Here is a 14,113-nt window from a genome sequence, read left to right as displayed (position 1 = left end):
TCTTGGTCGGAGCGTGACAGGGCGTCACAACTCCTTTCCGTAAGTCGGTGGAAGCCCGAGGGGCGACACGTCAAGATAATGCATATGTAATCTTGACAGTTGTTGTCCCCGGAGGTTCCGCCATGGACCCGTCGCTGATCGAAATCATCAAGCAGGCCGTGCTATCCGCGCGCGGACAGGGACTGACCGGATCGGAGGAGCGCGCCGCGGCTGAGGCGGTGCTGATGTCCATGATCCCCAGCCTGTCGCCCTCCATCGCCAATCTGATCGTCGAGCAGTTGTATCCCTTCGTCGCCGAGATGAGCGCCGCCGCCTGAGGGCCGCCAGCCGCCATTACATTTCCTTCCCTTTCGTTGGTGGCATAAACGCCAGCGATATCGCATTCTCTGTTCAGCGGGCAGGGAAGCGTTCAAGCAGGGGAGGGTGCCGTGAGTCAGTCAATGATCGATCTGGTCACCCATGTGGTGACCCGGGCGCGGAGTGTTGGTCTGGATCAACAGGACCAGCGGGACGCCGCCGTGGCCGCTCTGATGGCCGCCATGCCCCATGAAACCCCCACCATCGCCCGGTTCATGGTCGATCTGGTGCTGCCCACCCTGGCCGAGGCTTAGGAAAGGCTCCGTCATCCCGACGACTATCGGTAGGAGGGATCTTGTCCTGGCATGGCTTTTCAGAAACGGCATCGCTGGCTCGGGCGGTGGGATGACGTGAAAAGCCAGATCGGACTTCAAGCGGTGTAAAACCTCAGCCGACGATCTTGCCGGGATTCATGATGCCCTGGGGATCGATGGCGGATTTGACCCGGCGCATGATGTCCAGGGCCTCGCCGAATTCCTCTTCCAGGAACTCCATCTTGCCGTGGCCCACCCCATGCTCGCCGGTGCAGGTGCCGTCCATGGCCAGGGCCCGGCGCACGATGCGGTGGTTGACCGCTTCGGCCTCGGCGATCTCCTCGGGCCTGCCGGGGTCCACCAGCAGCATGACGTGGAAATTGCCGTCGCCCACATGGCCGACAATGGCCGAGGTCAGCGAGGACTTCTCCAGGTCGGCCTTGGTTTCCAACAGGCATTCCGCCAGCCGTGAAATGGGAACACAGGCATCGGTGGTCCAGGCGCGACAGCCGGGCTTCAGCGCGATTCCGGCGTAATAGGCGTTGTGGCGCGCCGCCCACAACCGGGTGCGCTCCTCGGCGCCGGTGGCCCATTGGAACCCCTGGGCGCCGAATTCCGTGGCGATGGCCTCGACCCGCTCGGCCTGCTCGCGCACGCTGGCCTGGCTGCCGTGGAACTCGAAGAACAGGGTGGGCGCCACCCTATGGCTGGTCTTGGAATAGCGGTTGACCGCGTCCACCATGACCTCGTCCATGAACTCGATCCGCGCCACCGGAATGCCCGACTGGATGGTCAGGATCACCGTCTGCACCGCCGCCTCCACCGAGGGGAAGGGGCAGGTGGCGGCGGAAACCGCCTCGGGGATGCCGTGCAGGCGGAGCGTCAATTCTGTTATGATGCCCAGCGTGCCCTCCGAGCCCACGAACAGCCGCGTCAGATCATAGCCCGCCGAGGACTTGCGGGCGCGGCGCGCGGTCCGGATCACCCGCCCGTCGGGCAGCACCACTTCCAGCGACAGCACGTTGTCGCGCATGGTGCCGTAGCGCACCGCGTTGGTACCGGACGCTCGCGTCGCCGCCATGCCGCCCAGCGAGGCGTCGGCGCCGGGATCGATGGGGAAGAACAGGCCGGAATCCCTCAGATACTCGTTGACCTGCTTGCGGGTGACGCCGGGCTGGACGGTGACGTCCAGGTCCTCGGGGCGTACCTCCAGCACCGCGTTCATGCCCGAGACATCGATGCAGACACCGCCCTTCAGCGCCGCGATATGGCCTTCCAGCGAGGTGCCGGTGCCAAAGGCGATCACCGGGGTTGCATACCGGGCGCAGGCCTTGACCGCCTGCGACACCTCCTGGGTGGTCAAGGCGAAGACCACCGCCTCGGGCGGGCAGGGGGGGAAATGGCTTTCATCCTTGCCGTGATGCTCGCGTACCGCCTGGGCAGTGGACAGGCGATCGCCGAACACGGCGGCAAGGTCATCAAGCAGGGCGGTGGGCAGGGGCATGGTGGCAACCTCGGTGGTCTTACCACGTCACATTACGGTTCCTTGCCCGCCCGGCGCAAGGCCAGGGCCAGGGTGATCCCGATCAAGGAAGCCGGAACCAGCACGGCGGCGGCGGCGGGCCAGGTCCAGGCGGCGACGGCGGCGCCCACCACCACCGGTCCCAGCAACTGGCCCAGATTGCTGCCCTGCATGATCAGGCCCAGGGCCACCGGCACCAGATGGCGGTTGGGGGCATAGACCGCGGCGCCGCCCAGGATGCAGCCGGGCAGCAGGCCTCCCACCGCCGAGAATACCAGGCACAGGGCATAGGACTGCTCGGGCGTTGTGATGGGCAGGAAGATGCCCAGGCTGCACAAGGCGATGACCAGGCTGGAGGCGGCCATCACCCAGCGCCGGGGCAACCGCGCCCGCAGGGCGGGACCGGTGGCGAGATTGCCGACGATATTGGCTGCCGTCACCGCCGCCGCCATCAGTCCGGCGGTACCGGGGCTGACCGCCATGCGCTCGATCAGCAAGGTCGGCAGGAACCCGGTCAGGGCGGCATAGGCGGCGGAATAGGGCAGGAAGGTGGCGGCCAGGATCAGCGGTCCCGGTGCCTTGACCGTGGCGATGATATCCCGCAGCAGATGCTGGTCGTCCTCGTCCCGGACGGGGACTGGCGGATGGGGCATGCGCAGATGGACCAGGACGGCATAGGCGGCCAGCAGCACCGCCATGGCCAGCCACAGGCCGCGCCAGCCCACCAGGGGCAGGGCAGGGGCGGCGGTCATGGCCACCGCCATGCCCACCGGCATGAAGCAGCCCCACAGGCCAAAGGCCGTCTGGCGCTGGTCGGGATGGGTCAGCAGGGCGATCAGGGCGGGCGCCGAGATAGCGACCAGCATATAGCCCAGCCCCTCGGCCACCCGGCTGGCGAGCAGCGGCATCAGGGACGGCGCGCCAGAGCCCAGCAGGCTGGCGGCGGCCAGCAGGGCAAGGCCCAATGGCAGCATGCGGCGCGCGCCGAGGCGGGTGACGATGCTGCCCATGGAAGCGCCCGCGCTGGCTCCCATCAGGGCGAAGATGGACAGAATCCACGAGGCTGCCGAAAGGCTGAGACCCATCTCGTCGCGGATGAAAGGCAGGGCGATGGGGGCCTTGCCCACCTGGAACGCCGCCACGATTCCGGCTCCCACCGCCAGGAAGACGGCGGGCCAACTGGTGCGGGACGGGTCCATTCAGTCTTGCTTGGGGTGCGGCAGCCAGGGATTGGCGGCGGTCATGGCATTGGACCAGGGGGCCAGCATGGCTTGGGCCATGGTGGTCCACAGGGTCCAGGGATTGGTCCAGGCGGCAGGCGACAGCCCGCCGAGCAGCAGGCTTTCCGCCGCCTGGAACGACGGCGTGGCGGTCAGGTGAAGGATCACATGTTCCGCCATGCCGTCCCTGTCCTGGCGATGGAGGATTTCCACGCGCAGATTGGGCAGGTCGCCGACGATGCGGGTTTCTTCGCTCATCGGCGAAACTCCGTCAGTTCTTGATGGTCTTGCGGCACGCCGTGGCGGCGCGGCGACAGGCTTCGGCGCATTCCTTCAGGCGCACATCCTCCTTGGAGAGCTTCTCGCAGGCGGTGGCGCATTTGTCGCTGACCTCGGCGGCCACCTGACAGGTGAGGTGGTGCAGCCGCGACGAACGCAGCATGAAGTCGGCGGCGGTCTCGTTGATATCGGCGCAATCGAGAAGAAGCTGGACCAGTTCCCATTCCGCCGCCTTGCCGCCATGCTGCAAGCCATGGATGACGGATTCGGTGCAGGCGCGATGGGCCTGTTCGCAGGCCTCGATGCATTCGGACAAAGGCATTTCATTTCTCCCCTGAGGTTAAAACCGGCCCGGCACCCTGTTTGCCGGGCCGGAGCAAGCCGTTCTTATTCGGCGTAGTCGTATTTGCCGTTCTTCCACACATACATGACATAACCCGGCGCGGCGACGTCACCCTTGGCGTCGAAGCCGATCTTGCCGAGCGCGGTGTCGAACTTCTCGGCCTTCAGCACGGCGGCAACTTTCTTGGCGTCGGTGGACTTGGCCTTTTCCGCCGCCTGGGCCCAGGCCTGGATGGTGCCGTAGGTATACAGGGTATAGGCCTCGGGCTCGTAGTTCTGGGCACGGTAGAACTTCACCAGATCGGCATTGGCCGGGTTCTTGCGCGGGTCGGGGCTGAAGGTCATCAAGGTGCCTTCACCGGCGGCGCCGGTGATGGACCAGTATTCCTCGGTCACCAGGGCGTCGCCGCCCATCAGCACCGTCTTCAGGCCCTGGTCGCGCATCTGGCGCACGATCAGTCCGCCCTCGGTCTTGTAGCCGCCCAGGTACAGAACCTCGACCTTGGCCTGCTTCAGCTTGGTCACCAGGGCGGAATAGTCCTTCTCGCCCGCGGTGATGGCCTCGTAGACCGCTTCCTTGACGCCCAGCTTGTTCAGCGCGTCCTTGGTCTGGTCCGCCAGGCCCTTACCATAGGCCGATTTGTCGTGGATGATGCCGACCACCTTGCCCTTGAGCTGCTTGGCGATATAGCCCGCCGCGATCTGGCCCTGCTGGTCGTCACGGCCGCAGGTGCGGAACACGTTGCCCAGGCCACGCTCGGTGAATTTCGGATTGGTCGAGGCCGGGGAAATCTGCAGGATGCCGGTTTCGGCATAGACGTCCGAGGCGGGGATCGAGGAGCCGGAGCAGAAATGCCCGGCCACGAACGGCACCTTGCGCGCCGCCATCTCATTGGCGACCGCCACCGCCTGCTTGGGGTCGCAGGCATCGTCGCCCAGATGCAGCACAAGCTTCTGTCCGAGGACGCCGCCCTTGGCGTTGATGTCCTCCACCGCCTTGACGGCGCCGCGGCGGAACTGTTCGCCGAAGGCGGCCTCGGAACCGGAAAGCGGACCGGCGACGCCGATGGTGATGTCGGCGCGGGCCGTCGGGGCGGCGAAAACGGCGCAAAGGGCAGTGGCGGCCAGGGCCAGAAGTCTTGTCCTGCTCATGGGGCACTCCTTGTTGGGTTGCAACGCATGCCTGGCAGTTTAGCAGGGCTGCCGGTATTCGCCACCCCGAATGGCTGTCATAAAACCTTAACTTCGAAAAGCGATATCGCTTCGATATAGTTTTTCTGGGGCAGATGCCCCGCCGAAATTCAGGAGTAATCACCATGACCACCGAACCCAAGCCGGACGCCGCTGCTCCGGCCCCTGAAGCCGTCAAGGACGAAGCAGCCAGGGCGAAGCCTGCCACCAAGGCGAAATCCGCTCCCAAGGCCAAGGCCGCGAAGCCGGTCCCCGCTGCCAAGCCCGCCAAGGCGGAGAAGCCGGTCAAGGCCGAGAAGTCCGTCAAGGCAGAAAAGCCGGCCAAGGCCGAGAAGCCCGCCAAGGCCAAGCCGGTTACGGCCCCTGTGGCTGCGGCCGAGGTGACCGAGGACAAGGCCGCCCGCAAGGACAAGAAGGACAAGAAGGAAAAGAAGGGCAAGAAGAAGGACAAGAAGAAGAAGGAGGCGGTGATCATCCGCTTCGATGACGAGCAGATTCCCCAGGTCGATGCCCGCGCCGAGGCGCTGGGTCTGTCCCGTGCCGCATGGGTGCGCATGGTGGTGGCCCAGGCGCTGGCGAAGTCGTAAATCGGCATCGACCCGGCCCCCGGATCGCTAATGTCTCCCGCGGTCCGGGGGCTGCTATTGCGCCTGACGGGGCAAATCACGCCAGGTGAAGGGGCCGGTGCGTTCCACCAGCCAGGGATACTGCTCCGCCATGCGCCGCGCCCGGGTCAGTCGCCAGGCGCCCAGGGCGATGGCCACCAGGATGGCGCCATCCAGGGCGAATCCCGCCAGCGACAGCAGATCGCCGCCGAACAGGGCGAAGCCCAGGAAGCGGTCGGCGGCCGCCAGCAGCAAGGCATAGGGCACCGTGTGCCACCACGGCCGCCAACTGGCCGACAGCGCCTGGCCGGTCATGAAGGCGCAGCCGCCGAACAGCACCAGGGTCAGGCCGATGAACACGCCCATGGAGGTGATCACGACACGCCTCCATCCAGGTAATGGGCGCGGATTTCCGGATTGGCCAGCAATTCTGCGCCGGTACCGCTTAGCGCCACCTTGCCGTTGACCATGACATAGCCGCGATGGGCCAGCTTCAGGGCGTGGAAGGCGTTCTGCTCCACCAGGAAGATGGTGACGCCGTGGTCACGGTTGATGGCGGCGATGATCTCGAAGATGTGGCGGACCACCAGCGGCGCCAGCCCCAGCGAGGGCTCGTCCAGCAGCAGCACCTGGGGGCGGCTCATGAGGGCGCGGGCGATGGCCAGCATCTGCTGCTCGCCGCCCGACAGGGTGCCGCCGCGCTGGTTCAGGCGCTCCTTCAAGCGGGGGAACAGCGCCAGGGTCCGCTCCAAATCCTGGTCGAAATGGCGGGGATCGCCCAGGGCGGCGCCCATCTGCAGGTTTTCCAGCACGGTCATGCGCGGGAACACCCGGCGGCCTTCCGGGCTATGGGCCAGTCCCTTGCGCATGATCAGATGGGTGGGCAGCCGCGTGATGTCCTCGCCGTCCAGCAGCACCTTGCCCGCCGATGCGCGGGGATTGCCGCAGATGGTCATGAGAAGCGTGGTCTTGCCCGCGCCGTTGGCGCCCACCAGGGTGACGATTTCGCCCTTGGCCACGTGGATATCGACGCCGTGCAGCGCCTGGATGCGGCCATAGCCCGAGCACAGGCCCTCCACCCTCAGCATGGCGAAACCTCCGGCGGCAGGTCGGAATCGTCGGGCTCGCCCAGATAGGCGCGGATCACCGCCGGGTCGCGCTTGACCTCGGCGGGGGTGCCGTCGGCGATCTTCTTGCCGTAGTCCAGCACCACCACCCGGTCGGAAATTTCCATCACCACGCTCATATCGTGCTCGATCAGCAGCAGGCCGATACCGTCCTGGTCACGGATGGAGCGCAGCAGCGCGTTCAACTCGGCCGATTCCTTGGGGTTGAGCCCGGCCGCCGGTTCGTCGAGGCAGAGCAGGCGCGGCCCGGTGCACATGGCCCGGGCGATCTCCAGCCGACGCTGGTGGCCATAGGGCAGGCTGCCCGCCTCCTCGTCGGCGAAACCGGTCAGGCCGACCCGGTCCAGCCAATGGCGCGCCTGGTCCACCGCTGCCTTCTCGGCGCGGGCATAGCGCGCCATCCCCAACAATCCCGCCACCGAGAACAGCGAGGCCGCCATCAGCCGGGTATGCTGCGCCACCATCAGGTTTTCCAGCACGCTCATGCCCGCGAACAGTCGGATGTTCTGGAAGGTGCGCGCCACCCCGGCCTTGCGGGTGATGGCATGGTCGTCCAGGCGTTCCAGCAGGAACTCGCCGCCGGAATGGCTGAGGCACATGCGCCCCGATTGCGGCTTGTAGAAGCCGGTAATGCAGTTGAACAGGGTGGTCTTGCCCGCGCCATTGGGGCCGATGACGGCGGTGATCTGGCGCTCGGCCGCCTGGAAGGACAGGTCCTTGACCGCGAACAGGCCGCCGAAGGCCATGGTCACGTGTTCGATGGTAAGGAGGGGCGCGGCACTCATCGCGTTTCACCCAGCCGGATGGTGGGTTCACGGTGCGACAGCAGCCCTGACGGCTTCCACAGCATGATCAAAACCATGGCGCCGCCGAAGGCCAGCATGCGGAACTGCTGCAACTCGCGGAACCATTCCGGCAGGCCCACCAGCAGCAGGGCGGCCAGAACGATGCCGATCTGGCTGCCCATGCCGCCCAGCACCACGATGGCCAGGATCACCGCCGATTCGTGGAAGGTGAAGCTTTCCGGGCTGATGAAGCCCTGGCGGGTGGCGAAGAACGACCCGGCGAAGCCCGCGAACATGGCGCCTAGGGCAAAGGCCGACAGCTTGACCGTGGTGGGGTTGATGCCCAGCGAGCGGCAGGCGATCTCGTCTTCCCGCAGCGCCTCCCAGGCGCGGCCCACCGGCAGCCTGCGGATGCGTAGCGTGAACAGATTGGTGGCCAGGGCCAGGACCAGGATCAGGAAATAGAGGAAGATCACCCGGTGGTCGGCGGAAAAGTCCAGGCCGACGACCTCGGCGAAGCTTCGCTGGCCCTCGGGCGGCACCGCCTTGAAGGACAGGCCGAACAGCGAGGGGCGCTCGATGCCGGAAATACCGTTGGGGCCGCCGGTGACATCCTGCCAGTTCTGCAGGATCACCCGGATGATCTCGCCCAGGCCCATGGTGACGATGGCGATATAGTCGCCCCTGAGGCGCAGCACCGGAAAGCCCAGCAGGATGCCGAATCCGGCGGCGAACACTCCCGCCAGCGGCAGGCAGACCCAGAAGGACAGGCCGAAGGTCTGGGACAGCAGGGCGTAGGAATAGGCCCCGACGGCGTAGAAGGCGACGAAGCCCAAATCCAGCAGCCCGGCCAGGCCGACCACGATGTTCAGCCCCCAGCCCAGCATGACGTAGATCAGCACCAAGGTGGCCTTGTCCACCAGGTTGCGGTCGGCGAAGGGCAGGAAGGGCAGCACCAGGGCGAAACCGGCCATGCCCCAACCGGCGATCTGGCGCAGATTGCCGAAAGCGGCGGGCGGCGCGGGCAGGCGGGGCAGGGCGGGCAGCACCAGCTTGACCGCCAAGCGGCCGCAGAACACGATGGCCGCCGACCATGCCACCAGATCGAAGCGCCCGGCCAGGGACAGGCCGTTGGCGCTGTCCACCAGTCGGAAGCCCAGGATGGGCAGGGCCATGGCGGCGGCGACGAACCCGGCCAGCAATGCGTCGCGCAGCGCCGCCGTCATGTCAAATCTTCTCCACATCCGGCCGACCCAGCAGGCCGGTGGGACGGAAGACCAGTACCATCACCAGGATGCCGAAAGTGGCGACATCCTTGTATTCAATGGAGAAATAAGCCGACCACAGCGCCTCGATCAGGCCGATCAGCAGCCCGCCCAGCATGGCGCCGGGCAGCGAGCCGATCCCGCCCAGCACGGCGGCGGTGAAGGCCTTGATGCCCGCCAGGAAGCCGATATAGAAGTCGATGACGCCGTAATACAGCGTCACCATCAGCCCGGCCACTCCGGCCAGCGAGGCGCCGATGACGAAGGTGGTGGAAATCACCCGGTCGACATCGATGCCCAACAGGGCCGCCATCTTCATGTCCTGCTCGCAGGCGCGCTGGGCGCGGCCCAGCGAGGTGCTGGTGATCATCCAGGTGAAGCCCGCCATCAGCGCCAGGGTGGTGAGAACCACGATGATCTGCATCCAGCTCAGACTGATGGCGAAGCCGTCTCCTTCCATCAGGCTGAAGCCGCCCCGGATCACCGGGGGCAGCGGCTTGACCCGCGCGCCCTGGGCCTGGGCGACGAAGTTCTGCAAGATGATGGACACGCCGATGGCGGAGATCAGTGGTGCCAGCCGGGGCGCGGCGCGCAGCGGGCGATAGGCCACCCGCTCCATGGTCCAGCCCCACAATCCGGTGAATCCCATGGTGGCGAACAGGGCGACGAACAGGGCGACCACCACCGAAGCACCGCCGATGGTGGTAGCGGCCAGATAGGCGATCAACGAAATGAACGCTCCCATCATGTAGATGGTGCCATGGGCGAAATTGATCATGCCCAAAATACTGTAAACCATGGTGTAACCCAGCGCGATCAGGCCATAGATCGCACCCAGGGTCAGTCCGTTGATTAACTGCTGGAGGAAATACTCCATTCACCGTTCCCGCATATACGGTTGGTTTCAGTGTGTTCAGATGAAACCTACTCGTCACGCCGGTTCTGTCAACCGGGAAGGCCGCATCGGCCAGGGGATGGTCTGCTTTTTGATCGCGCTTGGCGCGGGCTCTGCTAAACTTCCTGGTCTTGGAGGGAAATCAAGAATCATGCCGCCAGAGATCATGGACGATGTCATCCGTATTCGCATCGACACCACGCGGGCGGTGGCGGCGTTCCTCGACCTGCTGGCGGAGCAGGCGGCGGAGGGCGAGACCCGACGCCCGGCCAATCCCGCCGCTACCGCCATCTGGCGCGAGCTGGCGCCCTTCCGGCTGGTGGAATACGCCTATGTGGACGAGGGGGTGGGGGCCATCCTGGGGGCCTATGTGGGCTTTCCCGATGGCAGCCTTTATGCCGCCGGGGACGAGATTCCCGACAGCGCGGTCTGTGATCTGGTCCAGGGCAATGAGGAGCGGGTGGTCGACCTGCCGCCCCTCTACATCTATGTGGTGCTGGCGCAGCCGGTGGGGCGCGAGGCCATCGACGCCTTCCTGACCGAGTTGTCGTCCCATGTGGGCCATGCCCTGGTCGGCGTGGTCCCCGGGGCCGATGGCCGCCTCAAGGCCAGGGTGTTCGATGCCGAGGGCACCAAGGGCGTGGCTCGGGAGGCTGACCGGCATTTGTCCAAGCAGGTGCTGGTGGAGCGCTTCGCCCAGCGCAGCCAGTGCTCGGACGGCCGCGCCTTCGCCGCGCTCAGCTATGCCTTCGCGCGCCAGAGCCTGGAATTCGCCACCGTGGCCGAGCGCGACGATTTCGTCGCCTGGTCGCGGGTCCTGTGCGATTGGATTTTCGCTCATGGCGATGATGCGGCCCAACTGGGCTTCGCCGAGGCCCACCGTCCGGCGGAACCGGCGCCAATTCCCGATGACGGGCGTGCCACGATCCGATTGGCCTCGCCGTCTGCCTATGCCGATGGCTCGGCCTGGGCCTGCCTGGCTCCCGACGCGCCACCCGAGGCGCTGGGGCCGGTGCGGGACTATTGGAACTACGTGCGTCGCACCATCGACGCGGTGCGGGCCGGATCGGCGGATTAGGCCGCCGCCGCCACCGCCGCCAGCAGGGTATCGACCTCGAACGGCTTTTCCAGCACCGCCACCGCGCCCAGGCGCTTGGCGGTTTCCAGCCCCTGGGTCTTCTCCAGGCGGGCGCTGCCGCCGGAAATGGCGATGATGCGGGCGGCGGGCAGCATGGTCTGCAATTCCAAGATGGTCTGGATGCCGTCCATTTCCGGCATGATGATGTCGGTGATGATGATCTCGAAGGACTGGCCTTCCGTCACCATCTCTGTAGCGATGGCGCCATTGTCGGCGGTAATCACCTCGTGACCGGCGGCGCCCAGCACATCCACCAGAGTGTCGCGCATCAGCTTGGTGTCCTCGATGATCAGAATGCGGCTCATGGCCCCTCGCTGTAACGGCTTCGACATCCAGTTGAATTGATACCGGCAATCAGGCCAGGCGGCAAGGGATGGAATGGAGCTTGACCTTCCAGTGACTGGAAGCCCAACAATGCCGTCATAAGTGCCATCGGAGGATCAAATCGTGTCGCATCAGGCTTCGCCCGCCAGTCTGTCCCTGCCGGTCAAGGGCATGACCTGCGCCGCCTGCTCGACCCGGCTGGAACGGGTGCTGGGCAAGGTGGAGGGCGTCGAGCGCGCCCTGGTCAGCCTGGCGGCGGAGCGGGCCGATATCCGCTTCGACCCCGCCCTGGCGCGGCCCGAGCAACTGGTGGCCGCCATCGTCAAGGCCGGGTTCCAGGCCGACCTTACCCAGTCCGGCGAGGAGGATCTGGACCGCGCCGAGGCCGAGCAGGCCCGCGAGGCCCGCCACCATCTCGTGGCGCTGGGTATTTCGGCGCTGCTGACCCTGCCGCTGGTGGGGCAGATGATCCTCGATCTTTCCGGCATCCCCGTCATGATTCCCGGCTGGTTGCAGTTGGCGTTGGCCGCTCCGGTGCAATTCGTCATCGGCGCCCGCTTCTACAAGGGGGCCTGGACCTCGCTTCGGGGCGGCATGGGCAATATGGACGTGCTGGTGGTGCTGGGCACCAGCGCGGCCTTCGGCCTGTCGGCCTGGCATGTGGCGGTGGGTGACGCCCATCACCACAACCTCTATTTCGAGGGTGCCGCCGTGGTCATCACCCTGGTGCTGCTGGGCAAGCTGCTGGAGACCCGGGCCAAGCGCTCGGCCGCTGGAGCCATCCGCGCCCTGATGCGGCTGCGGCCCAATGTGGCGCGGGTGGAGCGCGACGGCCTGATCCTGGAGGTTCCCGCAGCATTGGTGGCGATGGGCGAGGTGGTGGTGCTGCGTCCGGGCGAGGCGGCGCCGGTGGACGGCAGCGTGCTGAGCGGTGAAAGTCAGATGGACGAAAGCCTGATCACCGGCGAAAGCCTGCCGGTGCCCAAGGGTCCCGGTGATGTCGTGGTGGCGGGCGCCGTCAATGGCGACGGATTACTGCGCCTGGCCGCCACAAGGGTGGGGGCGGACTCCACCATCAACCGCATCATCCGCATGGTCCAGGGCGCCCAGGCGGCCAAGGCGCCGGTCCAGCATCTGGTGGATAAGGTCTCGGCCATCTTCGTGCCGGTGGTGGTGGTCATCGCCGTCCTGTCCTTCCTGGGCTGGTGGCTGCTGGCCGGTGATCCCGCCACCGCCTTCGTCGCCGCCGTCTCGGTGCTGGTGATCGCCTGCCCCTGCGCCCTGGGGCTGGCCACTCCCACTGGCATCATGGTGGGAACCGGGCTGGCCGCCCGGCGCGGCATCCTGATCAAGGACGCCGAGGCGCTGGAGCGTGCCCATCACACCCGGGTGGTGGTGTTCGACAAGACCGGCACCCTGACCGAGGGCCGTCCGGCGGTGGTGCATGTGGTGGATGGGGGACAGCCCGATTTCCTGCGCCTCGCCGCCTCGGCGCAAGCCGGCAGCGAGCATCCCCTGGCCCGCGCCGTGCTGGCGGTGGTGCCGCCGGAGTCCCTGAGCCCAGTCAGTGATTTCGCCGCCCTGCCCGGGCGGGGCCTCCGCGCCGTGGTGGAGAGCCACTCGCTGCTGCTGGGCAGTAGCCGCCTGATGGCCGAGCAGGGGCTGGACCTGTCGGCCTTCACCGACGCGGCGGCGGAACAGGAAAGGCTGGGCCGTACCCTGATGTGGGTGGCCGAGCCGCCGCGTGCCCTGGGCTTCATCGCCGTGGCCGATCCGGTCAAGCCCTCCGCCGCCGGGGCGGTCGCCGCCTTGAAGGCCATGGGGGTGGAGACGGTGATGCTGACCGGCGACAACGCCCGCGCCGCCCAGGTGGTGGCCGAGGCGGTAGGCGTCGACCGGGTGGTGGCCGAGGTGCTGCCCGAGGACAAGACCGCCGAGGTGGCCAAGTTGAAATCCGGCGGCCGGGTGGTGGCCATGGTGGGCGACGGCGTCAATGACGCGCCCGCCTTGGCGGCGGCGGATATCGGCATCGCCATGGGCACCGGTTCCGACGTCGCCATGCAGGCGGCGGGGATCACCCTGATGCGCGGCGACCTGTCGCTGCTGGCCGAGGCCCTGTCCATCTCCCACGCCACCACCGCCAAGATCCGGCAGAACCTGTTCTGGGCTTTCGGCTACAACGTCATCGCCATTCCCGCAGCCGCCTTCGGCCTGCTCACCCCGGTGATCGCGGGCGCCGCCATGGCCATGTCCTCGGTGTCGGTGGTGTCCAACTCGCTGCTGCTGCGGCGCTGGAGGATGACATGAATATCGGCGAGGCGGCCCGGCGCTCGGGCGTCTCGGCCAAGACCATCCGCTATTACGAGGGCATCGGCCTGATCCCGGCGGCGGGGCGCACCCGTTCGGGCTATCGCGCCTATACCGCCAACGAGGTGGAGACGCTCCGCTTCATCCAGCGCGCCCGCTCGCTGGGCTTCTCGGTGGACGAGGTCGGCGCGTTGCTGGAACTGTGGCGCGACCGCTCGCGCGCTTCCGCCGACGTCAAGGCCATCGCGCTCCGGCATGTGGGCGAGATCGAGCGCAAGATCGCCGAACTGGACAGCATCCGCCGCACCTTGCTGGACCTCACCACCCGCTGTTGCGGCGACGACCACCCCGACTGCCCGATCCTGGACCGACTGGCGTCGGAAGTCGGCTGAGGCTGAGGCCCCCCTCCCGACCTGGGCACCTCCGGAAACCTCTTCATTCTGACGGTTTGAGAGTTGTTCCGGGCGTGAATTGCGGTTGATCGGCGTTTCCGGGTCTGTTT

17 protein-coding genes are annotated in these 14,113 nt (G+C 66.7%); 6 read left to right on the top strand and 11 right to left on the bottom strand.

The window, feature by feature from the left end:
* Positions 1–122: 122 nt before the first annotated feature.
* Both A6A04_RS05240 and A6A04_RS22205 read left to right on the top strand, forming a co-directional pair.
* Entirely contained in the window at positions 123–317 is a 195-nt protein-coding gene (locus A6A04_RS05240; RefSeq protein ID WP_068490616.1) for a hypothetical protein, read from the top strand.
* A gap of 111 nt (positions 318–428) precedes the next feature.
* On the top strand, positions 429–611 hold the full coding sequence (locus A6A04_RS22205) for a hypothetical protein (protein ID WP_156612486.1): 183 nt from the start codon (positions 429–431) through the stop codon (positions 609–611).
* 133 nt (positions 612–744) lie between these two features.
* Here A6A04_RS22205 and A6A04_RS05235 read toward each other — a convergent pair whose 3' ends face one another.
* The 5 genes from A6A04_RS05235 to A6A04_RS05215 form a co-directional block, all read right to left on the bottom strand.
* Positions 745–2,115 (bottom strand): FAD-linked oxidase C-terminal domain-containing protein, encoded by a 1,371-nt coding sequence (locus tag A6A04_RS05235; protein WP_068490612.1) that lies wholly within the window; start codon positions 2,113–2,115, stop codon positions 745–747.
* Between the two features lie 32 nt (positions 2,116–2,147).
* Positions 2,148–3,332: an MFS transporter gene (locus tag A6A04_RS05230; RefSeq protein ID WP_068490606.1), complete on the bottom strand. Its 1,185-nt coding sequence runs from the start codon at positions 3,330–3,332 to the stop codon at positions 2,148–2,150.
* Entirely contained in the window at positions 3,333–3,611 is a 279-nt protein-coding gene (locus A6A04_RS05225; RefSeq protein ID WP_068490604.1) for a hypothetical protein, read from the bottom strand.
* 13 nt (positions 3,612–3,624) lie between these two features.
* Positions 3,625–3,954: a four-helix bundle copper-binding protein gene (locus A6A04_RS05220; protein ID WP_068490603.1), complete on the bottom strand. Its 330-nt coding sequence runs from the start codon at positions 3,952–3,954 to the stop codon at positions 3,625–3,627.
* Positions 3,955–4,019: 65 nt separating this feature from the next.
* A complete protein-coding gene (locus tag A6A04_RS05215) occupies positions 4,020–5,126 on the bottom strand; it encodes a branched-chain amino acid ABC transporter substrate-binding protein (RefSeq protein WP_068490595.1) in 1,107 nt (368 codons plus the stop codon).
* Positions 5,127–5,290: 164 nt separating this feature from the next.
* Between A6A04_RS05215 and A6A04_RS05210 the strand changes: the two genes are divergently transcribed.
* On the top strand, positions 5,291–5,752 hold the full coding sequence (locus A6A04_RS05210) for a hypothetical protein (RefSeq protein WP_068490594.1): 462 nt from the start codon (positions 5,291–5,293) through the stop codon (positions 5,750–5,752).
* 54 nt (positions 5,753–5,806) lie between these two features.
* Here A6A04_RS05210 and A6A04_RS05205 read toward each other — a convergent pair whose 3' ends face one another.
* The 5 genes from A6A04_RS05205 to A6A04_RS05185 are packed head-to-tail and all read right to left on the bottom strand — an operon-like array spanning position 5,807 to position 9,824.
* Positions 5,807–6,148: a DUF6867 family protein gene (locus A6A04_RS05205; protein ID WP_156612485.1), complete on the bottom strand. Its 342-nt coding sequence runs from the start codon at positions 6,146–6,148 to the stop codon at positions 5,807–5,809.
* Complete coding sequence (locus tag A6A04_RS05200) at positions 6,145–6,858, bottom strand: ABC transporter ATP-binding protein (RefSeq protein WP_068490592.1); 714 nt, start codon at positions 6,856–6,858, stop codon at positions 6,145–6,147. Before A6A04_RS05200 ends, A6A04_RS05205 begins: the two co-directional genes overlap by 4 nt.
* On the bottom strand, positions 6,852–7,682 hold the full coding sequence (locus tag A6A04_RS05195) for an ABC transporter ATP-binding protein (RefSeq protein ID WP_068490590.1): 831 nt from the start codon (positions 7,680–7,682) through the stop codon (positions 6,852–6,854). Before A6A04_RS05195 ends, A6A04_RS05200 begins: the two co-directional genes overlap by 7 nt.
* Positions 7,679–8,908 (bottom strand): high-affinity branched-chain amino acid ABC transporter permease LivM, encoded by a 1,230-nt coding sequence (gene livM / locus A6A04_RS05190; protein ID WP_068490588.1) that lies wholly within the window; start codon positions 8,906–8,908, stop codon positions 7,679–7,681. The genes A6A04_RS05195 and livM overlap by 4 nt, the downstream gene beginning before the upstream one ends.
* Position 8,909: 1 nt before the next feature.
* Complete coding sequence (locus A6A04_RS05185; protein ID WP_068490586.1) at positions 8,910–9,824, bottom strand: ABC transporter permease subunit; 915 nt, start codon at positions 9,822–9,824, stop codon at positions 8,910–8,912.
* A 169-nt stretch (positions 9,825–9,993) separates the two neighbouring features.
* Between A6A04_RS05185 and A6A04_RS05180 the strand changes: the two genes are divergently transcribed.
* Positions 9,994–10,920, top strand: coding sequence for a hypothetical protein (locus tag A6A04_RS05180; RefSeq protein WP_068490585.1), 927 nt, complete (start codon positions 9,994–9,996; stop codon positions 10,918–10,920).
* Here the strand turns inward: A6A04_RS05180 and A6A04_RS05175 are convergent.
* The gene (locus A6A04_RS05175) at positions 10,917–11,285 is read right to left on the bottom strand and encodes a response regulator transcription factor (RefSeq protein ID WP_068490584.1); all 369 of its coding nucleotides are present in this window, start codon (positions 11,283–11,285) and stop codon (positions 10,917–10,919) included. The genes A6A04_RS05180 and A6A04_RS05175 overlap by 4 nt on opposite strands.
* A gap of 190 nt (positions 11,286–11,475) precedes the next feature.
* Here A6A04_RS05175 and A6A04_RS05170 point away from each other — a divergent pair, with 190 nt between their 5' ends.
* Positions 11,476–13,611, top strand: coding sequence for a heavy metal translocating P-type ATPase (locus A6A04_RS05170; protein ID WP_068490733.1), 2,136 nt, complete (start codon positions 11,476–11,478; stop codon positions 13,609–13,611).
* Positions 13,608–14,003 carry a Cu(I)-responsive transcriptional regulator gene (gene cueR, locus A6A04_RS05165; RefSeq protein ID WP_068490583.1) on the top strand — a complete coding sequence of 132 codons (396 nt, stop codon included), beginning with the start codon at positions 13,608–13,610 and terminating at the stop codon, positions 14,001–14,003. The genes A6A04_RS05170 and cueR overlap by 4 nt, the downstream gene beginning before the upstream one ends.
* Positions 14,004–14,113 lie beyond the last annotated feature (110 nt).

The sequence above is a fragment of the Paramagnetospirillum marisnigri genome (assembly GCF_001650715.1).
In the GTDB taxonomy this organism is placed as follows: Bacteria; Pseudomonadota; Alphaproteobacteria; order Rhodospirillales; family Magnetospirillaceae; genus Phaeospirillum; species Phaeospirillum marisnigri.
Note: the sequence above shows the minus strand (reverse complement) of the source record. Positions and strands in the feature narration are given on the sequence as shown.